Genomic DNA, 21,034 nt, shown 5'->3' on the forward strand with positions numbered 1-21,034 from the left:
CCGTGGTCACTATGTCGGACACTGTGTCCGGCAACGAGCGTACGTCGCCCACCCGCCCCCCGGCCACCTAGGATTCCGGCTATGCCCTCGATCACCCGCCGCCGCCCGCGCAACCCGGACGGACGCGCGGCCGTCGAGGCGCGGGTGCTGGCGGCCACCGAACGACTCCTGAAGGAGGGAGTCCGCTTCACCGACCTCGGCGTGCAGCGGATCGCCGCCGAGGCCGGCGTGGCGCGGTCGACCTTCTACACCCACTTCCGGGACAAGACCGAGCTGCTCATGCGCCTCGCCGGCACCATGCGGGAGAGTTCGTTCGACCGCACCGGCGAGTGGGACCCGGCCGGCCCCGGCGACCCGCTCGCGCGGCTGACCGAGGTCTTCGCCGACGTGATTCGGATATACCGGACATACGCCCCGGTGCTGGCCGCGGTCAGCGAGGTCGCCGCGTACGACGAGGCGGTCCGGGAGTACTGGGCAGCCGGGCTGGAGCAGTTCGTGGCCCGCACCGAGGACGCGCTCCGGATCGAGCAGCAGGCCGGGCGTACCCCCGCCGACCTGGACGTGACGACGGCCAGCCGGCTGATCGTTGTCGGCGGCGACCGCTTCCTGGCCGACCACGTCAGCACGACCTCGGCCGACCCCGAGACCGACGCGGCGGCCGCCCGGGAGTTGGCCGCGACCTGGTGGTACGGCGCCTACCGCCGCCCCGCCTGACCAACAGCCCCGGCCGACACCGACCGCCCCGGAGCGGTCCGGGGCGGTCGGCGTCGAGACGCTCAGATCATCGTCTGGGACTTGGCCTCCATGTCGGCGGCGGCCTCCTCCTTCGACTCGCGGGTCAACGGCTTGCCGCCCGGAGCCGGGGCCTCACCGCCGAGCGGGTCGGCACCACCGGTGGCGCCCTGCGGGCCAGCCCCCCGCAGCTGCGTGTTGGGCAGCGTCAGGGTTACCACCACCGCCACGATCGCGATCAGGCCGGCGGTCAGGAAGACCATGTCCAGCGCGTCGACGAAGGCACCCTGAATGGCCGCGCGTACCGGCCCCGGCAGGGCCAGGATGGTGGCCGGATCGTTGATCGAGATGTTGGCGCCGCCACTCGCCGCCACAGCGGCCTGCTCCTGCGGCGGAAGCTGCGCGATCGCGCCGGGCAACCGGTCGGCGAGCCCGCCGGTCAGCCGGGACGAGAGCACCGTGCCGAGGATCGCCACCCCGAACGAACCGCCCAGCGACCGGAAGAAGGTCGCCGAGGAGGTGCCGGCCCCCAGGTCGCGTACGGAGACCGCGTTCTGCACCGCCAGGATCAGCGACTGCATACACAGACCCAGCCCCACGCCGATCACCACCATGAACCCGAACGCGACCCAGAGCGAGGTGGCCACCTCCAACTGGGTGAAGAGGAACATGCCGACCAGCAGGGTCACCGAACCGGCCACCGGGAACCACTTGTAGCGGCCGATCCGGGTCATCGCGCGGCCGGTCAGGATCGAGGTGATGATGATGCCGGCCATCATCGGCAACATCAGCAGACCGCTTCGGGTCGGCGAGGCGCCCTTCACTATCTGCAGGTACAGCGGGATGAAGATGATCGAACCGAACATCACCAGACCGATGATGAGCAGAGCCGAGTTGGCCAACGCGAAGGTGGCGCTCCGGAACAGCCGCAGCGGCAGGATCGGCTCGGCCACCCGGGCCTCCTGGAGGACGAAGAGCACCCCCAGCACCGCACCCACCACGAAGAGCGTGATGATCACGCCGGAGCCCCAGGCGTACTCGTTGCCGCCCCAGCTCAGCGCGAGCAGCAACGAACTCACCCCGGCCACCAGCAGGCCGGCACCGAGCCAGTCGATCGAGTGGTCCCGACGCTCGAACGGGATCAACCGCATCACGTGGTAGCAGACCACGATCGCCAGGATCGCCAGCGGCACGTTGATGTAGAAGATCCACCGCCAGTCGGTCTCCGCGAAGTAACCGCCCACCAGCGGCCCGGCGACCGACGAGATCCCGAACACCGCGCCGAACAGGCCCTGGTAACGACCACGCTCCCGGGGCGACACCACGTCCGAGATGATGGTGAACGCGAGCGTCAGCAGACCACCGGCGCCGAGACCCTGGATACCCCGGGTGACGATCAGCTGGGTCATGTTCTGGGACAGCCCGGCCAGCAACGACCCGAGCAGGAACGTGCCGATCGAGAAGAGGAAGACCGGCCGACGCCCGTACAGGTCGGCCATCTTGCCGTAGAGCGGCGTCGACGCGGTCGAGGCGAGCAGGTACGCGGTGACCACCCAGGAGTAGTGGTTGATCCCGCCCAACTCGCCCACGATGGTCGGCAGAGCCGTACCAACGATGGTCTGGTCGAGTGCGGCCAGCAGCATGCCGGTCATCAGGCCGAACATGAGCAGCCGGATCTGCTGACGGTTCAGCACCGGTGCGTCGGAGGCTTCGGTCATACGCCCTTCTATCCCGAGAGCCCCAAAACATGCGCCCAACCGCCAAAAACCAACCCCCACCGCGCCCCGCTCGCGCTCCCGCATCCTGGCGTTGATCAAGAGGTTTGCGTCACGGCGAACGGCGTTCCTGACGCAAACCTCTTGATCAACGGGGAAGGGGTGGGTGGGAGCCGGGGTTAGGCGGTCGCGAAGGTTTTGGTGATCGCTGCGCAGAAGGCGGGGAGGTCGTCGGGTTTGCGGCTGCTGGTCAGGTTGCCGTCGGTCACGCACTCCTCGTCCACCCAGGTGGCTCCGGCGTTGGTCAGGTCGGTACGCAGGGTGGGCCAGGAGGTGATCCGTCGACCGCGCACCACGTCCGCCTCGATGAGCGTCCACGGGCCGTGACAGATCACCCCCACCGGCTTGCCCGCGTCGAAGAACGCCTTCACGAGCCGCACCGCGTCCGGATCGCCCCGCAGGAAGTCCGGGTTCGCCACCCCTCCGGGCAGCACCAGCGCGTCGTAGCCGGCGGCGTCCGCCTTGTCGACTGTCACGTCCACGTCGTACGTCTTGGAGTGGTCCAGGTGGTTGAAGGACTGGATGGAACCGGGCTTCAGCGAGACCAGTTCGGCCGTCGCGCCGGCGTTCTCGACCGCCTCGCGCGGCTGGACGTACTCGACCTCCTCGACGCCGTCGGCGGCCAGGAAGGCGATCCGCTTGCCCTGCAATGTCGCTGCCATCTCGGTACATCTCCTTTCCGGGGGTACCTCAATCCCCTTCCCGCGCTCGAACGCCCGAAACAGGTCGGACAGGTTCGGACCGGTCAGGGCACACCGAAGGTGGCCTGACCAGCGGCGAGACCGGTCGCCGCGCAGGTTTGCCCGGCAGGCCGCTGGGGACCCGGGGAGGCATGGCAGGAGCAGCAGCGGAACAGCGCCGGCTCGCCACCGTCGTGGAGAGCTGGCTCGGACGCCCAGTCCTGATCGTCGGTGACGCCATGTTGGACGAATGGCGGTTCGCCGACTCCGACCGGCTCTGCCGGGAGGCGCCCGCCCCCGTCCTCACCCTGCGCCGGCGGATCTCCGCCGCCGGTGGGGCCGCGAACACCGCGGTCAACGTGGCAGCCCTCGGCGGCCGGGCGGTACTGGTGGCACCGGTCGGCGCCGACGTCGCCGGGGACGAACTGCACGACTGCCTGGACCGCGCGAGCGTCTGGGACCGCACTGTCAACCAACCCGGGCGACCCACCCCCGTCAAGCGGCGAATGTTGGCCGGCAACCAGATCCTGCTGCGGGAGGACTCCGGAGACCCGGAGGACGCCCTGGACCACGACGGGGTGGCCCGGCTGCTCACCGCCCTGAGCTGCGCCACCGAGGAGTTGCGCGCCGCCGCCGGTGGACAGGCGCCGACCCTGGTGGTCTGCGACTACGGCCTGGGCGCGCTGCCCGCGCCGGTCCGCGCGTGGCTGGTCGACAACCGCCAGCGGTACGCCACTGTCGCGCTGGACGCCCACGACCTGGCCGACTGGCGGGGCCTCGCGCCGACAGTGGTCACCCCCAGCTTCGCCGAGGCGACCCGGCTGTTGGCCCGCGCGGGCGGTACCACCCGGCCGACCGGCGGGACCGAACTGCACCTGGAACACCCGGACGGCGACCCGGCCGACGGCCCGTCCGAGATGACGGCGGGCGCTGCCCCGGGCGCGGTACGCGCCGACGACCCGACCGCCGAATTGACCCGGGCCGACCGCCCGGGACCGTTCGGTGAGCCCACCCCGGGCGAGGGCCGGGTCGCCCTCACCGGCGACGGGCTCAGCGTCACGGGCACCGGCGTCACAGTGAACACCCGGGCCGGAGAGGGCGTCGACCGGGCCGTCCTGGCCGAGTCGCGGCTGGCCGAACTGCGGGCGCACACCGGCGCCGACGTGGTCGCGGTGACCCTCGACACCGAGGGCGCGGTGGTCGGCGGCGCCGACGGGGAACCCCGACGCAGCCACAGCACACCGGTGCCGGCGAGCCACGCCGTGGGTGCCGGCGACGCGTACCTGGCGGCGATGACGCTGGCCCTGGCCGCCGACGCGCCCCTGCCCACCGCCGCCCAACTCGCCCAACTGGCGGCCACCATCACCGTCTCGGACACCGGCACCTGCGTGTGCCGACGCGACGACCTGCTCGCCGCGCTGGACCAGCCGACCGACACGACGAGCCACCCCGCGCTGGTCGGCGGCGACGAGTTGGACGCGATAGTCGCCGAGTACCGCGAGGCGGGACGGTCGGTGGTCTTCACCAACGGCTGCTTCGACGTGCTGCACCGCGGGCACGTGCGCTACCTCGAGCAGGCCCGCGCGTTGGGTGACCTGCTCATCGTGGCAGTCAACTCGGACGGCAGCGTACGACGACTGAAGGGCCCGGACCGGCCGGTCAACCCGGTCGAGGACCGGGGCGCCCTGCTCGCCGCGCTCGCCTGCGTGGACCACGTGGTGGTCTTCGAGGAGGACTCGCCCGCCGCGCTGATCGAGGCGGTCCGACCGGACGTGTACGTCAAGGGCGGCGACTATCCGCCGGAGCTGGTGCCGGAGGCGCCGCTGGTGCGCCGGCTGGGCGGTCAGGTGCGCACCCTGGGGTACGTGCCGGACCGGTCCACCTCCGCGATCATCGAGCGGATCCGTTCGCACAGCCAGGATCCGTCGCCACAGGTCACCGACCGGGAGCCCGACCCGTCGCTGCGCACCCGCACCCAGGCGTCGTGAACCGCCCTCTCGACCTCGGCACCCCGGAGGAGTTCCGCGCCGATCGACTGGTCGACGTGCTGATTCCGACCCGGAACCGGCCCGCCGAGCTGGCCGTCACCCTGGGCGGTCTCGCCGCCCAGGACGGCGTACCCGGCTTCGGGGTGGTCGTCAGCGACCAGTCCGACGGGGATCCGGCGTACGCGCATCCCGCCGCCGCCACCATGGTCCGGGCGCTGCGCCACCGGGGTCACCCGGTGCTGCTCACCCGCCGGCTGCCCCGCCGGGGGTTGGCCGAACACCGGGCGTACCTGCTCGCCACCTCGGCCGCCCGGTACGTCCTCAACCTCGACGACGACATCTGGCTGGAACCGGGTGCGCTGCACCGACTGGTCACCGCGATCGGTGAGCTGGGCTGCGGGTTCGTCGGCAACGGCGTGCACGGGCTCTCGTACACCGACGACGTGCGGCCGGAATCGCACCGCCACTACGAGGAGTGGACCGGCCCGCCCACACCGGAGCGGATCCGGCCCGACACCCCGCAATGGAGCCGTGCCCGCATCCACTCGGCCGCGAACCTGCTGCACATCACCGAGCGGTTGGCGCTGCCGCCGGGCGCGTGGCGGGCGTACAAGGTCTCCTGGATCGGCGGGTGCGTGCTCTACGACCGGGCCAAGCTCGTCGACGCCGGTGGCTTCGACTTCTGGCGTCGGGTGCAGGAGAAGCACCAGGGCGAGGACGTGGCCGCGCAGCTCGCCGTGCTGTCCCGCCACGGCGGCGCGGGCATCCTGCCCAGCGGCGCGTACCACCTGGAGTCCCCCACCACCGTCACCGACCGGGACGTCGAGGCGTGGGAGGTCGTCCTCGCCGACGAGGACACCCCGCAGCCGGCCTGACCTACCGCGTGAGTAACTCCCGGGCGGCTTCCACCACCTCGACCACCGGAACGTCGGTGACGAAGGAATCCCGGTGTGGGCACTCACCGTCGCCGGGCCGGTGCGGATAGATGCCCGGTGTGCAGTCGACCCCGCAGACCGGGCAGTGCACAGTCCACGAGCTGATCGGCCGGTGCCGGCCCCGCAGAGGGCTGGCCCCGTTGATCAGGTTGCCGACCCAGAAGATCCCCACAGTGGGCGCGCCCACAGCGGCGGCCAGGTGCAGCGGGCCGGTGTCGTTCGAGACGACCAACGCGCAGTCGGCGTAACAGCCCGCCAGCCCGCCCAGGCCGAGCGTGCCCACCTGCGGGCGCACCGGCACCTGCGCCGCGGCGACGACCTGGTCCACCACCTCCTGCTCGGAGGGCGTGCCGGTGACCAGCACCTCGTAGCCGTCCTCGTGCAGCGCACGGGCCACCTCGGCGAAACGCTCGGCCGGCCAGCGGCGGCGCGTGTCGGTGGCGCCCGGGTGCAGCGCCACCCGGGGACGGTCCACCGGGCCGAGCACCCGGGCGGCCTCGGCCCGGTCGGCGTCGGTCACCGCTAGCGTCGGGGTGATGGTGGTGGCCGGCGCTCCCACCAGCGCCACCACCTCCAGGTAGCGGATCACCTCGTGCTGGTAGTAGACGTAGCGGAGCCACCGGTCCAGCGGCGGCGCGTCGTCGGCGCGCAGGCCGACAGTCACCCGGGCACCGAGCCGACTGACCAGCGGGTTGGAGTTGGCGCCGCCACCGTGGATCTGCACCGCCACGTCGAAGCCGGCGGCAGCGGCCAGGAAGTCGTCCATCGACGACTCCGGCTCACCCGGCTCCGGCTTACGGATGCCGGGCGCCGGCGGCACCACAAGCACCCGGTCCACCGGGCCGGGCCGGTCGCGCCAGAGCTTCGCGTGCCACGGCGCACCGAGCAACACGATCTCCGCCGACGGGTACGCGCTGCGCAGCGCGTCCAGCGCCGGCAGGGTGAAGATGAAGTCGCCGAGCGCGTTGGCGCGCAGCACGGCGATCCGCCGCACGTCGGGAAGGCGCTCGGCGGTCGGGCCGAGCACGGACGGGGTGACCACCCGGCCCGCTACGGCCGGTCGATCTCGCCAGCGGTGTCCGGGCGGTGCATCTCCCGGTCCGCGGCGGGATCGGCTGGCATCGGCGTACCAGTGGAAAGGTCACCGGAGCGCGGCCCGGTGCGGCCCACGGTGATGGTGCGCGGCGTGGGCCGGCTCGCCCGTGGCAGCCGGACCCGGAGCAGGCCGTGGTCCATCACCGCGTCGATGGCGTCCGGGTCGACCCGCGACGGCAGGTTGACCCGGTACTCGAAGCCGCGGGTCTCGAAGCCGCCGGGGATGCCCTGGTCGGCGTTGACCTCCGCCTCCGAGCGGGCCCGCACGCACAGCTCGCGGTCGTCAAGCTCGACCGCCACCTCCTCCGGTGCCACCCCGGGCAGCCGGACGACGACCTCCCAGCCGTCCGAGGTCTCGGTCAACTCGACGTCCGACGCCCCGGCGCGGCCACCGACCAGGCGACTCAACTCGGAGCGCAGCGACTGCAACTCCCCCATCGGGTCCCAGCCCTGCTGCCGGTTGCCGCGCCACCCTCGGCCGAAGCCGCCGAACTGCTGCTCGCTCATCACACCTCTCCGATCCGCTGGGTGGCCGTCGGTGGCCGTAGTGAGCTGGGCGCGTCCAGGCCGGCGTCGCTGTCGACGCCCACACCGAGCCGGTCGACCAGTTCGCCACCGAGCCAGGCGCTGATGCCGAGAATCGCCAGCGCGACCACCTCGATGGCGACCAGTGCGCCGCCGGCGGCCCGGGAATCCGCGTTGAGCCGCACCGCCCACACGGCGGCGAAGAGCAGGATCACCGCGACGTTGGCGCCCGCGTGCAGCAGTCCCACCCGCTTGGCGCGGGTGCCGGTCGGGATCGCCAGCAGGTCGAACGAGCCGGCCGCCGCGGCGAGCAGGCCACCGATCAGGCCGACGGTGATGTTCCAGTACGCGACCTCGCCGAGGAAGTCGGGGCCACCCACGGTGTCCACCACGTCGAACAGCACCGCCGTGGCCAGCAGCGCGACCGGGAACATGACCAGCATCGGATGGACTGGGTGACCCAGCACCTTGAGTCGGCTCTCCATCTTCCGGCCTCCACTGGTCGGCGTCCTGCGGAACGGTCTCGTGCAGCGAGCGCGTCGGGTGAGGCCGTACCCCCGGCAACCAGGCACAAACCTCGCGCTGGTCACGGCGGCCTAGGCTGACGACGGTGGTGCCCGCCACCGGGTCAACGGCTGAGGGAGGATCAACGTGACGGTGGAGATCACCTCGCACGAGGAGTTGCGCGAGTTGCTCGGCGTCCCGAGCGCGCGGGCAGCCAACAAGGAACGCACCCGCCTGCACGAGCGGGACCGCGAGTGGCTCGGCGCCTCACCGTTCTGCCTGATCGCTACGGCCGGCGCGGACGGCAGCTGCGACGTCTCACCCAAGGGCGACCCGGCCGGGTTCACCCTGGTGCTGGACGACACGACCATCGCCCTGCCCGAGCGGCCCGGCAACAGACGGGCCGACGGCTACCGCAACATCCTCGACAACCCGCACGTCGGGTTGCTCTTCCTGATCCCCGGGCGGACCGACACGCTACGGATCAACGGGCGGGCACGGCTGGTCAGCGACGCGCAGTGGTTCGACGACATGGTGGTCAAGGGACACCGGCCGGTGCTCGCCGTGGTGGTGGAGATCGAACAGATCTTCTACCACTGCGCGAAGGCGTTCCTGCGGTCCGCGCTGTGGCAGCCGGAGACCTGGCAGCCCGAGGCGCTGCCGTCCCGGGCCCGCCTGATCAAGGAGGTCGAGGCGTCGACGGAGAGCCTCGAAGACCTGGAACGGTACTACGGCCCGGAGTACGCCACGAAGATCTACGTCTGAGCCCGCTGCTCACCTAGACCTGCTGTGGAACACGCCCGCCGTCGGGCCGGGTGGTCTCGGCCGGATACGGCGGATCCTGCACCCCGCCACGCCACTGGAAGAAGGCGTTGGCGGGTGGGAGTGCGAGCAGGACGAGGGCACCCAGGAGCACGGGCGACGCCACGAACCCCGACACGGTGCTGACCGGCTCGGCCCACCCGGGCATCAGTTGAGCGGCGACCTCCTCGACCCGACTCCCGTCGGGACTATCCGGGGTGTCGTTGCCGCCCGACACGGTGAAGATGAGGCCCAGGAACAGCCAACCGGCCGACACCGCCACCGTCACGCCGCCGACCACCCAGGTGACGATCCGGGTCCAGTTCCGACCGGCGAGATTGGCCAGCGCCAGCGCCAGCACGACGAGGGCGGTCAACGCCACGACCAGGCCGACGCCCATGAGGAACACCATCGGCAGGGCAGCGAAGCCACTCGGGGTGCCCACCTGCTCGTGCGCTCTCAGGTAGGTGTTCTGTTGAACGGCCTCGGCCGCCACCTGCGCGAGCCGGGCGAGGCCACTCACCGCCAGCAGCACACTGGACCCGACGACGACGCGCCGCCCTGGTCGGACCGTCGTTCCTGGAACCCCCGTGGTCATGAGCGGATGCTAACCGCACGTCAGGTCCGCCTGCTGTCCCGGTGAAGGCGGACCTCCCACCGGTGCGGCCGGACCGGAGTTGGCTCCGACGACGCCGCTCAGGCCGACCAGCCGGCTGGGTTGCCGAACGACTCCCGGGAGATCCCGGAGCCGGTCTCCGGCCACGAACCGAACCGATCGTTGTGCAGGTGCGCGAAGAGGTAACACATCCCTTCGCAGTCGGCGTCCAGCAGCGCCATAGCGGGGTTGGCGCGGACCGCCTCGTAGTACGCCCGCCCCAGGGCGACGATGAACCCTCGCGCGTAGAGGAAGCCGTCGTCGGACCCGTCCGTCACCTCGTGGATGTCCTCCCGATCGATGTCGTGCAGCTTGCGCTCCACCACCCGGTCGAGGTCGGTCAACTCCTGCCCGGTCAGCTCGGCGGTCAGGTGCCCGAGACGGTCCAGGAACGCGTCCAGCCAGGCATCGATGGCGTAGGCCGGGCCGTCGTCGTCATGGGCCGGGTCGCGCTCGATGAGGGCCTGCCGCAGCGCCAGGGGCTCGGCGCCCAACTCGGCCCAGGCCGCCTCGATCAGCGCCCACAGCCGGGCTTCGTCGGCAGAGGTGGGCATCGCCTGAAGGGTGTCGGTGGTCACGGTCACCGTCGGACCGTAACCACCACCACCGACGGTTTCAGGCCTCCGAATCGGCGGACACCATCCACAGGTGACCGTCGGGGTCCGCGAAGACGCCCGCGTACGCCCAGGGTTGTGCTGCCGTATCGGTGATGATCTCGGCACCGGCAGCGCGCGCCCGCTCGACGAGCGCGTCCACGTCGGTCGGCGAGGCGACACCAAGGTTGAGCAGGCATTCGCTCTGACCCCTCGGGGCGACCTCGTGCCGGCCGATCACCCAACCGAAGCCGCCGGTCGGGATGAGCATCAACCGCAGCCCGTCGTTGACCACGAACTGCAACGGCTCCGGGATGCCGTCGTCGGCCAACTCGCCCACGGCGTCGAGGCCGAGTCCGTCCCGATAGAAGCGGTAGGAGGTAGCCCGGTCGGAGATGGGCAGACTCACGATCACCGGTGCGGAAGTCACGGGTGGACGCCTCCAAACTGTCGGTCCGGCATGGCCAGGGCATCAGTGTGTCGCTGAATTACCGTTGAACTCGTGACCGTAGACGATTGGCTGTCCGAGACTCGCGACTCCTACGACACTGTCGCGGTCAGCTACGCGCGCCTGGTGCGTGACCTCCTGGCGGAGGCACCGTACGAACGAGCTGCCCTGGCATCGTTCGCGGAGCTCGTGCGGGGCACCGGCGGCGGGCCGGTCGCGGATGTTGGCTGCGGGACGGGGCGCATCACCGCCCACCTGCACACGCTCGGCGTCGACGCCTTCGGAATCGATCTCTCACCCGGGATGATCGAGGTGGCCCGCCGTGATCACCCCGAGCTGAGGTTCGAGGTCGGCTCGATGACCGACCTCGACCTGGCCGACGGCTCGATGGCCGGCCTGGTCGCCTGGTACTCCCTCATCCACATCCCCGACGACGACATCGACGCCGTGTTCGCGCACTTCCGGCGGGTGGTCCGTCCCGGTGGCTCCCTGCTGCTCGGCTTCCACGTGGGCGACGAGACGACAGTCAAGACGGAGGGCTACGGCGGCCACCCGATGAACGTGCACGTCCATCGTCGGCAGCCGGACCAGGTGGCAGCCTGGCTGCGCCAGCACGGGTTCAGCGTCGACTCGCAGACCACAGTCACCTCGGCGGAGAGCCGCCTCGGCGGAATCATCGTCGGCCGACGGGAACCCTGAGCAAACACGCACCCGTTGTCGATCCACGGTCACCGCTGTTAGCCTAAACTGCGTACAGCGTTAGCAGTATTCGACCGAATGAGGCGACTGATGACGGACGACGCGCGGCCCGTCTGGGTGCTCGGTGGCGGTGGAGTAGCCGGCATCGCCTGGGAGGTCGGCATCCTCGCCGGGCTTGCCGACAAGGGGGTCACAGTGACCCCGGGGGCAGTCCTCATCGGCACCAGCTCCGGCGCCGTCGTGGGTGCCCAGATCGCCAGCGGCACCCCACTGGCGGAACTCTTCGAACGCCAGCGCGGCGGCGTCGCCCACGAGACCTCACCCGCCCTGCGCCTGCTCGACCTGCTTCGGCTCGCGCGCGCACAACTGTTCGCGCGCAGCCCCGAGCAGGCCGCTCGCCGCCTCGGCCGGCTCGCCCTCGCCGCGCGCATCGACGACCCGTCCCGGCAGCGCCGGATAGCCCAGGCTCGACTGCCCGACCACGTCTGGCGGGACGACGCCGACCTTCGCATCGTGGTCGTCGACACCGAGACGGGCGCCAGCCGCACATTCACCAGGCACGACGGCGTACCCCTGGTGGACGCCGTCGCCGCGAGCTGCGCCATGCCGATCTCCGCCGCCCCGGTTGCCATCAACGGCCGCCGCTACATGGATGGCGGCATGCGGTCGACAGTCAACCTCGATCTCGCCCCCGGAAACGGCCCGGTCATCGCTCTCGCGCCGAGCACCGCCGCGATCGGACCGTGGGCACGCATCGACAAGCAGCGAGCCGCGCTGGGAACGGGCCGCCGGGTGGAGTTGCTTCTCCGCGACCACGCCTCCAAACAAGCGCAGGGGACCAGCGTGATGGACCGATCCGTCGTGCCCGCGCTCGTTGCCGCAGCCCGCAACCAGGGCCGACGTGAGGCGTCCCGGGTGGCCGCCGCCCTCGCGGAGCCAACGCCGGGGCAAAAAACCCGAGGCTAGCGGTCTCTGAGGAACCACGAAACCCGATGCGCGGAGGGCATCGGCAGTGGCTCGTCGTACGAGTACACCTCAAGGTCCGCCAATTGGCCCTCCTGAACGAACAGCAAGATCCCGCCAATCGTCTTGCCTTGATCGTCGACCACTATGCCTTCCGCTGGTACCGGACCCGTCGCGTTGGAGGCCGGTAGGTGTCGACCTTGCGGCCAAAGCCAGATGGTGCCGCAGCCACAGCCACAACCCGGCTGAGCCAGGACGTCCCGCGACTGCATCCGGAGTTCGCTCGCGCCGGGGAAGTCCTGCGCCAGCAGTGCATGCAGGACCGCGGCCTCCTCTGGTGACAGTGGCCGGGGATCTGGTCGATCTGGATCCACGGGCGTAAGGCTACGGCGGCATCTCGCTCACCAGCTCTGTGCGTCGCGTCCGTACCCGTCCAGCAGGCTGACGCCCGCTGCGGAAGTCGTCGTGTCCGGTCGCCACCACGCAAGTCGTCGCGCAGATAGGCCGAGAGCGGGTGTGCAACGATGATCGGCATGTCGACTCCACGAAAGGGCAATGCCGCGTAGGCGCCCCGCACAACTGCGTGCTGACTCCATCTACCGGCGACCTCTTGACGGGTCAACCTCGGTCATCCCTGGGCTCTCGGCCCGGGGCTTGAAAGTCATCGCCTACCTCGAACGCACCCGACTCTGGAACCAGGCCGTGTCCGACGCGCTACGCACCTGGTCATGGTTTGTGCGCCACCCATGGCATCGCTTGTGGGACGAGAGCGCCGGCTGCGGGGTGATGGAGTGCTGTCCGAACCCGCCCGAGCTGCGCTGGGTCCTGGACGTCGTCGTTGCGGTCCTGCCACCGAACGATGCCCGCAAACTCCGTAAGCAGATCGAAGCCCTTGATGAGCAGTGGTGACAGCGGACTGCTGCTGACTGGTGCCGATCCAGGTAGACGACCATGTGCCCCGACGTCGTCAATTGACGTTCGCGGTCGACCAGCCCCGACGCTCGCGCTGCCTTCTTGCTGCCTCGGTCGGTTCGTCGACTGCGCCCGTGGTCATGGAGATCCTCCGTCACTCTCAGATCAGCGCCACTCTCAACATCTACACACGTGCCCCGAGGTCACGCGGGAAGCTGCGGCACGGCTGGAGGGTGCGCTGCGGTCCGGTGAGCAGGTTGGCTGCTCGACCTGGCGACGGCAAGCAAAGGGCCCAGGTCATGATCGGCAATCAAGCCGGTGACCTGGGCCTTTCAGCGGAGCCGCCTGACAGAATTGAACCGTCGACCTACGCATTACGAGATCAAAATGGCTGCCCCGCCGACCTGGTCACACGGCGGTCTAGCAGCGGAATTGCCTCTCGACATCTCGCACCACTCCCCCGCCGTCCGTCGACCTCTTGCGGACTAGATGCGGACCGCTCACCTCGGGCTCGTGGTAAGCCGTGGCGGGGGCGGGTCGCGGTGTCCCATATTCAGTCCCGGGACCACTCCGGGGACCTACCAGTGCCCGCCCCCCGTAGCCGCGCTGTCCCAGATGGGTTGCTCTGACCGGCCAACTGCGGCGCACCGTAACAGGCGGTTACGACATGGAAGGTCCTGGGCCGGGGATTGCAAGAAGATCGCGGATGGCTGGTCAGGTGGCTGCTTCCCTGGTCAGCCCGTCTGTCGTTGTCGGGTGGCGTCGGCGTCAGCGGGTGGTCTCAAGGCTCGCCGTAGGCGACCGCGAAGCGGCTTGGCCTTGGCGCAGCCGGGGAACCTCGGGTAGCCGTCTCGGTGCGCGGGCGAGGAGATCCCACCTGCTGGCCGTCGTTTCTCCGGCGGATCTCCGAGGAGGGTCGGGGTTCGGGGCGGAGCCCCGAGGTCCTTAGGTTCCGGCTAGTGAGTACGCCAGTCCAGGGCGTCGAGCAGGGCTCCTGCCACGGCCAACCGGTTTGTCGCACCGATCCCGTCCAGTGCCCTATGCATAATCTCCTCGGCGTCCTCGGACAGTTCCTGCGGACCCAGCATGGGCAGCATCAGGATGAGCCGCTGCGCCCAGGTCAGCCGTTCATCCGGCAGCGCCGCTGCGGCGAGCAGCTCCACCCAGGTCATCGCGGACGTGAACCCGTGGCCCTCGACCGAGGTGATCACCTCTGTTGGCCGGCCCGGCAGCTCCTGCACGAAGTCGATCCCCGCCTCATCCTCGACGTTGCGGTACACGATCCGCAGCCACACTTCTCCGTCGAGCCGAACCGAGATGACCGGCCAGCGCTCGGGGTCGTCGAGGACGGCGCACATCGCGTGGTAATCAGCGGCCTGCACCTCGAAGGCGGCCTCCGACTCCGGGTAGGCACCCAGAGGTCCCGACAGGTAGTGCCACCAGAAGGCGGGGTATCCCACCACGCCATCTGCCGCATACACGGTTGCGTCGCACTCGGTCGTGTATTCAGGCGGGGCCATGGCTTTGTAGCCGGGGATCGTGAACGCGGGTCCGATGATCAGCGACATGGCCAGCATTTAACACGCATCGAGATTGCCGTATCTTCGTCCGTCAGCGCCGGCCGGCCGGCGCGGCCCGCTTGCGGGCCGCCTTGATCCCAAAGAGGGGAACTCGGCAGTGCCTGAGCTCTGTCAGTGTCCTTCGTCGACTGAAGTGCGACACGCGTCCGTCAACTGATCTGCGACACGCAGTCGGCGCGCGGAAAGCGGCAGATCCGGCAGCCTGTCGGCCTACTGCTGTCGCCAGGCCGCGGCGCACACCTCTATCCAGGTCGCGAGGTCGGGCACATCATCGATCGTGAGCAGCGAGTACGGCGGGGAGCCAGCCAATGGCGTGACACCGGTGAACGCGTGGTCCGGTGCGAAGAGAACTAGCCGACCGTCGTCTCGATGCGCCAGCGTCAGATTCCCGTTGGCCTCTACGGCGACGGCGTAGTACTCATCGGAGTTGATGGAAACCTCTAGGCCGTCGTCTTCCCAGAGCCACGCATAGTCGGTCAGAGCATCTGCGATTCGCACGCGCGTCGCATCAACCGTGAGCACCTCGTTCTGGTTGGTCCACCAGGTGTCGGGCTCACCGAACCTCTCGACCATTCCGCCGCAGAGCCTCCAGAAGCCCTCATGGGCCTGGGGGACGAGGTCGCCATCCACCTCATGAGGCGGGTGGCAAAGCCATCCCCGTCGATCGTTCAGTGATCCCCATGCCAGCAACTCGTAGGCATTGCCTCCGACGGTGACGGGCGTGAGGGTCGTCGAGTCGAGCAGCGCAGACAGTTCAGGCATGTCGTCGATCGATCCGCGGGTCCACGGCTGCGCCTCGCCCACTACGGCGCTCTCTCCGGGTCGGAGGAACCATGAAACCTCGTGGAGGAGCTGCTCCCAGTCGCGCATGGCCCCGATGATGGCAGGGTCACGTCGTCTACCAGTCGAGGAGCTGGAGCATCCGCTCATCTGCGCGACAGGGCGTGGGTCGCCGGCCAGCTGGTACCTAGACGGCTCGGCTTGTCGTACATCACCCGGCGGAGCTACGTCGCACATCAGCTGTCGGATCACAGCGAGATCTGTCAGAGCTTGGGTTCGACCGGTGACGGCAGCATGTCGGCCCACTTGCGTAGTACGTCGACGAGCTGGCCGTGCACGTCGCCGGAAAGCGTCGAGACGCGCTGGTATTCACCGCTCCGAACGGCGGGCCACTGCGCAACACCAACTTCCGGACCCGGGTCTTCGCGCCGGCTGCGGCGTCGGTCGGGCTGGCCGGTGTGACTCCCCACGACCTGCGGCACACAGCAGCGAGTCTGGCCGTGGCGGCTGGTGCCAATGTGACGGCGGTGCAACGGACGAAGCGTTCGCGGCGCGGGGTGCGGACTATCTGCGGACCGGCACCACCGATGGCGGTGTCGTCGACCTCGGGAAACGGCGAAGCCCAGGCCGATGACCTGGGCTTCCGTACCGAGCCGCCTGACGGAATCGAACCGTCGACCTACGCATTACGAGTGCGTCGCTCTAGCCGACTGAGCTAAGGCGGCAACGATCAGCAAGTGTACGGCACCCCGGCGGCACCGCCCGAACGGGATACCCCCGCCGCCCCGGCCAGCACCAACCGGACATCGTCCACTATCTGGACGCTTACCGGACAGCGGATGATCGGGGCCGGGACTACGCTGCGCCGGGTGAGCGACGAACGCGACCACCCCGAACGTCAGGACGAGACGACTGAACGCCCTGACCGTGCGCCGGCCGGTGAACGCGCCGCCCACCGGCCGCGCAGCACCGACCCGCTGGAGTTGGGCTTCACGCCGCGCAAGCCGGTGCCGTGGCTTGCGCCGTTCCTGCTGATCAGCACCGGCATCCGGACGCTGCTGGCGGTGCTCTTCGGGGCGTACCTCGACAAGCGCGAGTTGCAGAACGCGTTCGGCGACGGCGTCTTCCGCCAGGTCGGGCCGGACGGCGGGCTGTGGCTCGACTACGTGGCCGACCTGGGCGACGGCTTCAACGCCACCTACTCCGTGGCGTACCTGCTGGCGCAGCCCGAGCTGACCGTCGACGGACACCGCCTGCCCCGGGCGCAGACCCTGGTGATGGGTGGGGACCAGGTGTACCCGTCGGCGGCCTACGCCGCGTACGAGGACCGGTGCAAGGGCCCCTACCAGGCCGCCCTGCCGGTGCCGCCGCCCGAGAAGCCGACGCTCTTCGCGGTGCCGGGCAACCACGACTGGTACGACGGTCTCACCGCGTTCCTGCGGTTGTTCGTCCGCTCCCGGGACCGCAACTTCGCGGGCTGGGGCACCGGGCAGTCCCGGTCGTACTTCGCTGTGGAGTTGCCGGCCGGCTGGTGGTTGCTGGGTGTGGACGACCAGTCCGGCTCGTACCTGGACGACCCGCAGCTGGCCTACTTCGACGAGGTGGCCCGGCGGCTCGGCCCCGAGTCCAAGGTGATCATCGCGGCGCCGGCGCCGACCTGGGTCAAGGCCGCCGACAACCCCACCGCGTACGACTCGATCGACTACTTCATCCGTACGATCATCGACCCGACCGGGGCGCGGGTGCGGCTGCTGCTCTCCGGCGACCTGCACCACTACGCCCGCTACTCCGGGCCGGACCGGCAGCTGATCACGTGTGGTGGCGGCGGCGCGTACCTCTATCCCACGCACAAGCTGCCGGAGCGCATCGAGGTGCCACCGCGGGACACGCTGGCCCGCAAGGCCAGCTCCGCCCAGCCGTACGACCTGGTTGCCCGTTACCCGGACGCAGCGCGGTCCCGGCGCTACGGCTGGGGCATCTTCCCGCGGTTGCCGTTGCGCAATCCCGGCTTCACCACGTTGCTCGGCACCCTGCACACCCTGCTGATGCTGGCCATGGCGGGTGCGACGGCGAACTGGTCCGACAGCACCGACCAGCGGCTGTTCAGCGTTCCGCTGGTGGTGATGGTGCTGGTGACCGTGGTGGCGGCGGCCCTGTTCGCCAAGCCGCCGAGTGCGAGCGGCAAGCGCCACGCACGGCACTGGATCCTCGGCGTCGGCCACGGCGTGGCGCAGGTGGCGCTGGCGGCGGCCGGCACCTGGGTCTGGTTGGCGCTGCCGTTCTACGACTGGCCGTGGCCGCTGCCGGCGGTCGCCGCCGCGGTGCTCTACGGGCCGGTGATAGGTCTGGTCGCCAGCCAACTGGTGGCGGCGTACCTGCTGGTGGCGGGCTCGTTCGGGGTGAACGTCAACGAACTCTTCGCCGGCCAGGGGATCGAGGACTCCAAATCGTTCCTGCGGTTGCGCATCGACCCGGACGGCACGCTGACCATCTACCCGGTGGGGGTGGATCGGGTCTCCCGCGACTGGCAGGTGAACCCCGACCAGTCCCCCACCCAGAGCTGGCTGATCCCGAAGTCCCCGCTAACCCCCCACCTGACCGAACCCCCCACAGTCCTGCACTAACCCACCACCCCACCCGGTCCGCCCGGCTCCCCGCCAACCCCACTGAACGCAGTTGATCAAGGAGTTTGCGTCACGCGGGGCGTGATTCCTGACGCAAACTTCTTGATCAACTGGGCTGAGGGATGCCCGGGAGTCGGGCGGACCGGGTGGGGGTCGAGGGGGGACGGGCGGGAGTCAGGGGGTGTAGTGCTGGTCGTGGGCTTGGCGGGGGGCGCAGACCGAGGCCCGGGAGCAGGAGCAGCGGGAGCCGTCCGCGTCCAGACGAACCGTCACCGCGTCGCGGGGGACGCTGTGGCCGACGACCCGGCCGTCGCCCTCCGGGGTGGAGACCCGACTGCCGACCGCCGGGGCCGTCTCCTGAAAGCGCTGGTACAGCGGGTGCTCGTACTTGAGGCAGCACATCAGCCGGCCACACGCGCCCGAGATGCGCAGCGGGTTGAGCGGCAGATCCTGGTCCTTCGCCATCCGGATGGTCACCGGCTCGAAGTCGGTGAGGAACGTGGCGCAGCACAGGTCGCGACCGCAGGAGCCGATGCCGCCCTGCACCCGCGCCGAGTCACGTGCGGAGAGCTGACGCAGCTCCACCCGACAATGCAGGGTCGCGCCCAGGTCGCGGACCAGGGACCGGAAGTCCACCCGGTGCGGGGCGGTGAAGTACACGGTGCTGCGCTCGCCGCCGCTCTCGGCGGAGCCGAGCACATGGTCGACCGCCACCACCTTCATCGGCAGGCCGTGCGAGCGGATCAGCCGTTTCGCGGCCACCTTCGCCTCGGCCTTACGCCGACGCAACGCCTCATCCCGGCGGAGGTCGTCGTCGCCGGCCAGCCCGACCAGGCGGGGGAAGCCGTCGGTGTCCTCGGTCACCCACTGCGCGGCCCACACGCACTCCGCCACCTCGGGCCCGTCGTCGGTGGGCACCAGCACCCGGTCGCCCACCTGCGGACGAAACTCACCGGGGTCGAGGTAGTAGAGGCGCCCGTACCGGTTGAAGCTGACCGCGCAGAGCATGCCCATCCCCCCACCCTACGACGGGTCACGGCGTGAAGCGCAGCGGCCGGCTGCGCCCCGCTGCCATTCATGACCGTCGACTCGACCTATTGCCGGGCGTCCCGTCGTGCCGTTGCTGCTCGCCCGGACGGTTGAATCCGGGGCCGGGCAGGAGACAAGACGGGCCTCGGCGGCGTTGAGTGGAGGCAGACCTGCGGGGGGTGCAGGGGGAAGACCACGGCGTCGCCGTGGGTGCCGGCTCCGGTCAGGCGCCCGCGAGCGACGCCGTGGCCTGTCCGGGGCAACACCCGCCACAGCCGGAGGGCCGAGGTCCAAGGCAATGCGAGCCCGGCCGGCAGGACGGTGATTCGGTTACCAGCCGACCCGGGTGGGCTGGTCGTAGCGGGGTCGCCCATCCGTTGGCGGACGCCACGCGGCCTCGGCCAGGCTCGGCGCCCACTGCCGCAGCAGTGTCTCCGCGCCGTCGTACGCGACGCAGAGCACCGCGAGCACCCGTGCGCCGATCTCGGCGGCGTCGGCCACACCGGGCCCGACCGGCCCGGGGCGCGTCGACGCACCGGTGGCGGTGGCGGCGACCACGGCGACCGCTTCGGCCGAGCGAAGCACGTCGGCCAACGTGCGGGCCAGCGCGAGGCGGCTGCCCTCCACCCAGTCGGCGAGGGCGTCGGCGTAACCGGCGGTGGATTCGAGTCGCCCGACCAGGCTGTCCGGCCCCTCGTCGAGGTGGCGCAGCAGCGCCGCCCGCTGTTGCCCGTACGCCGTGGCGGCCGGGCCGGACCAGAGCACCGAGTCGGTGAGCACGGCGGAGACGTCGTCGTACCCCCGGACCAGCCGGCGCACGGCGTGGCCTGCGCTGGCGAGCGGCACCGGGTGCAGGTCGAGGAAGCTGCGGACCGCGTCACCGGGCAGCACCTGCATGCGGCGCAGCAGCGGCCACACCCGGTGCCCCTCGGGGACGCCGGCCGCGATCAGCGTGTCCACCCGGCGGAGCAGGTCGACGCCGGGCTCGGCGAGCCGGTCGAGTGCGTCCATCAGGGTTCTCCGGCGAGCCGGCGGCGGGCCGCCCGGTCGACCTCGGCGTAGCGGTCGGCGGCCTCCCGCACCGCAGCCGCGGCGGCGGCGAGTCGACCGGCGGCGGCGCGGGCCTCCCGGGCCCGGTCGTCGGTGGCGGTGGCCCACTGCCTGTGCAGGGCCCGACCGATCTCGCCGGGGCGACCCGGTGCGTCGGCGCCGAACGCGGCCTGGGCCGGGTCGCTGGCGGTGACTGTGTGCGAGACGAGGGTGAGCGTGGCGCTCGCCTCGTCCAGTCGGGCGGAGAGCGCGCGCAGTGTGTCCATCTCAGGCCCCCGCGAGCGGTCGGTAGGCGGCGAACGTCTCGTTGTGCAGCTTCTCCCGGGCCCACTCGGCGGCGTCGGCTGCCGCGGTGACCGCGGCCTGCACAGAACCGGCCACGTCGCGCGGGCTGCGGGTGTGCAGCGGCCCGAGGAACCGGACGTCGGTGATCCGTCCACCGGCGGTGACCACCACCTCGACAAGGCCGTCCGGTGAGCGGACGGTCACCTCGACGGTCGACACCGCCTGGTCGAACTCGGCCTGGAGGGACTCGATCCGGCGGTAGCGTCGCACCGCCTCCTCGATCCAGGCTTCGTCGATCTCCCCCCGCGGCATCGGCCGACTCCTCCCGGGTGATCCATCACTCAGTGTGCTGCCACCGTCACCACGGCACAGGGACCGTAC

General features: G+C 70.5%; 22 protein-coding genes and 1 tRNA gene. 8 read left to right on the plus strand and 15 right to left on the minus strand.

What is annotated here, in order from left to right; translation table 11 throughout:
* Positions 1-81 precede the first annotated feature (81 nt).
* Positions 82-714 carry a TetR/AcrR family transcriptional regulator gene (locus OH804_RS25870; protein WP_406060066.1) on the plus strand — a complete coding sequence of 211 codons (633 nt, stop codon included), beginning with the start codon at positions 82-84 and terminating at the stop codon, positions 712-714.
* A 62-nt stretch (positions 715-776) separates the two neighbouring features.
* On the opposite strand, the gene OH804_RS25875 is transcribed toward OH804_RS25870, so the two are convergent.
* Positions 777-2,450 carry an MDR family MFS transporter gene (locus tag OH804_RS25875; RefSeq protein WP_406060068.1) on the minus strand — a complete coding sequence of 558 codons (1,674 nt, stop codon included), beginning with the start codon at positions 2,448-2,450 and terminating at the stop codon, positions 777-779.
* 176 nt (positions 2,451-2,626) lie between these two features.
* Positions 2,627-3,169, minus strand: coding sequence for a type 1 glutamine amidotransferase domain-containing protein (locus tag OH804_RS25880; protein WP_406060070.1), 543 nt, complete (start codon positions 3,167-3,169; stop codon positions 2,627-2,629).
* 170 nt (positions 3,170-3,339) lie between these two features.
* On the opposite strand from OH804_RS25880, the gene rfaE2 reads away from it, so the two are divergent.
* A complete protein-coding gene (gene rfaE2, locus OH804_RS25885) occupies positions 3,340-5,175 on the plus strand; it encodes a D-glycero-beta-D-manno-heptose 1-phosphate adenylyltransferase (RefSeq protein ID WP_406060072.1) in 1,836 nt (611 codons plus the stop codon).
* Positions 5,172-6,050: a glycosyltransferase family 2 protein gene (locus OH804_RS25890; protein WP_406060074.1), complete on the plus strand. Its 879-nt coding sequence runs from the start codon at positions 5,172-5,174 to the stop codon at positions 6,048-6,050. The genes rfaE2 and OH804_RS25890 overlap by 4 nt, the downstream gene beginning before the upstream one ends.
* Before the next feature lies 1 nt (position 6,051).
* Here the strand turns inward: OH804_RS25890 and OH804_RS25895 are convergent, their stop codons facing one another.
* From OH804_RS25895 to OH804_RS25905, 3 genes are read right to left on the minus strand one after another with little or no spacing between them, the layout of a single operon-like run.
* The gene (locus tag OH804_RS25895; protein ID WP_406060076.1) at positions 6,052-7,152 is read right to left on the minus strand and encodes a glycosyltransferase family 9 protein; all 1,101 of its coding nucleotides are present in this window, start codon (positions 7,150-7,152) and stop codon (positions 6,052-6,054) included.
* A gap of 8 nt (positions 7,153-7,160) precedes the next feature.
* Entirely contained in the window at positions 7,161-7,712 is a 552-nt protein-coding gene (locus tag OH804_RS25900; protein ID WP_196920716.1) for an Hsp20/alpha crystallin family protein, read from the minus strand.
* Positions 7,712-8,215, minus strand: a complete 504-nt coding sequence (locus tag OH804_RS25905; RefSeq protein ID WP_196920715.1) for a DUF2231 domain-containing protein — start codon at positions 8,213-8,215, stop codon at positions 7,712-7,714. The genes OH804_RS25900 and OH804_RS25905 overlap by 1 nt, the downstream gene beginning before the upstream one ends.
* 166 nt (positions 8,216-8,381) lie before the next feature.
* On the opposite strand from OH804_RS25905, the gene OH804_RS25910 reads away from it, so the two are divergent.
* Positions 8,382-8,999 (plus strand): pyridoxamine 5'-phosphate oxidase family protein, encoded by a 618-nt coding sequence (locus OH804_RS25910; protein ID WP_196920714.1) that lies wholly within the window; start codon positions 8,382-8,384, stop codon positions 8,997-8,999.
* A gap of 13 nt (positions 9,000-9,012) precedes the next feature.
* On the opposite strand, the gene OH804_RS25915 is transcribed toward OH804_RS25910, so the two are convergent.
* From OH804_RS25915 to OH804_RS25925, 3 genes are all read right to left on the minus strand, one after another.
* A complete protein-coding gene (locus OH804_RS25915; RefSeq protein WP_406060079.1) occupies positions 9,013-9,633 on the minus strand; it encodes a hypothetical protein in 621 nt (206 codons plus the stop codon).
* Between the two features lie 98 nt (positions 9,634-9,731).
* Positions 9,732-10,274: a DUF4240 domain-containing protein gene (locus tag OH804_RS25920; RefSeq protein ID WP_406060081.1), complete on the minus strand. Its 543-nt coding sequence runs from the start codon at positions 10,272-10,274 to the stop codon at positions 9,732-9,734.
* Between the two features lie 31 nt (positions 10,275-10,305).
* Complete coding sequence (locus OH804_RS25925; RefSeq protein WP_406060083.1) at positions 10,306-10,713, minus strand: VOC family protein; 408 nt, start codon at positions 10,711-10,713, stop codon at positions 10,306-10,308.
* A 72-nt stretch (positions 10,714-10,785) separates the two neighbouring features.
* On the opposite strand from OH804_RS25925, the gene OH804_RS25930 reads away from it, so the two are divergent.
* The 3 genes from OH804_RS25930 to OH804_RS25940 all read left to right on the plus strand — a co-directional run bounded on the left by OH804_RS25930 (position 10,786) and on the right by OH804_RS25940 (position 13,302).
* Positions 10,786-11,430, plus strand: coding sequence for a class I SAM-dependent DNA methyltransferase (locus tag OH804_RS25930; RefSeq protein ID WP_406060085.1), 645 nt, complete (start codon positions 10,786-10,788; stop codon positions 11,428-11,430).
* Positions 11,431-11,520: 90 nt separating this feature from the next.
* Positions 11,521-12,396, plus strand: a complete 876-nt coding sequence (locus OH804_RS25935; RefSeq protein ID WP_406060087.1) for a patatin-like phospholipase family protein — start codon at positions 11,521-11,523, stop codon at positions 12,394-12,396.
* A 651-nt stretch (positions 12,397-13,047) separates the two neighbouring features.
* Positions 13,048-13,302, plus strand: a complete 255-nt coding sequence (locus OH804_RS25940; RefSeq protein WP_406060089.1) for a hypothetical protein — start codon at positions 13,048-13,050, stop codon at positions 13,300-13,302.
* A gap of 959 nt (positions 13,303-14,261) precedes the next feature.
* Here OH804_RS25940 and OH804_RS25945 read toward each other — a convergent pair.
* From OH804_RS25945 to OH804_RS25955, 3 genes are all read right to left on the minus strand, one after another.
* The gene (locus tag OH804_RS25945; protein WP_406060091.1) at positions 14,262-14,873 is read right to left on the minus strand and encodes a hypothetical protein; all 612 of its coding nucleotides are present in this window, start codon (positions 14,871-14,873) and stop codon (positions 14,262-14,264) included.
* Between the two features lie 222 nt (positions 14,874-15,095).
* On the minus strand, positions 15,096-15,755 hold the full coding sequence (locus OH804_RS25950; RefSeq protein WP_406060093.1) for a hypothetical protein: 660 nt from the start codon (positions 15,753-15,755) through the stop codon (positions 15,096-15,098).
* A gap of 561 nt (positions 15,756-16,316) precedes the next feature.
* Positions 16,317-16,390, minus strand: a tRNA-Thr gene (locus tag OH804_RS25955).
* Between the two features lie 144 nt (positions 16,391-16,534).
* On the opposite strand from OH804_RS25955, the gene OH804_RS25960 reads away from it, so the two are divergent.
* Positions 16,535-18,289: a metallophosphoesterase family protein gene (locus tag OH804_RS25960; RefSeq protein ID WP_406060095.1), complete on the plus strand. Its 1,755-nt coding sequence runs from the start codon at positions 16,535-16,537 to the stop codon at positions 18,287-18,289.
* A gap of 174 nt (positions 18,290-18,463) precedes the next feature.
* On the opposite strand, the gene OH804_RS25965 is transcribed toward OH804_RS25960, so the two are convergent.
* The 4 genes from OH804_RS25965 to OH804_RS25980 form a co-directional block, all read right to left on the minus strand.
* Positions 18,464-19,303, minus strand: a complete 840-nt coding sequence (locus tag OH804_RS25965; RefSeq protein ID WP_196920706.1) for a regulatory iron-sulfur-containing complex subunit RicT — start codon at positions 19,301-19,303, stop codon at positions 18,464-18,466.
* 345 nt (positions 19,304-19,648) lie between these two features.
* Positions 19,649-20,329 (minus strand): hypothetical protein, encoded by a 681-nt coding sequence (locus tag OH804_RS25970; RefSeq protein WP_406060097.1) that lies wholly within the window; start codon positions 20,327-20,329, stop codon positions 19,649-19,651.
* A complete protein-coding gene (locus OH804_RS25975; RefSeq protein WP_196920704.1) occupies positions 20,329-20,634 on the minus strand; it encodes a hypothetical protein in 306 nt (101 codons plus the stop codon). The genes OH804_RS25970 and OH804_RS25975 overlap by 1 nt, the downstream gene beginning before the upstream one ends.
* Before the next feature lies 1 nt (position 20,635).
* Positions 20,636-20,965 carry a YbaB/EbfC family nucleoid-associated protein gene (locus OH804_RS25980; RefSeq protein ID WP_007454690.1) on the minus strand — a complete coding sequence of 110 codons (330 nt, stop codon included), beginning with the start codon at positions 20,963-20,965 and terminating at the stop codon, positions 20,636-20,638.
* Positions 20,966-21,034 lie beyond the last annotated feature (69 nt).

The sequence above is a fragment of the Micromonospora sp. NBC_00860 genome (assembly GCF_045207375.1).
GTDB lineage: Bacteria > Actinomycetota > Actinomycetes > Mycobacteriales > Micromonosporaceae > Micromonospora > Micromonospora vinacea.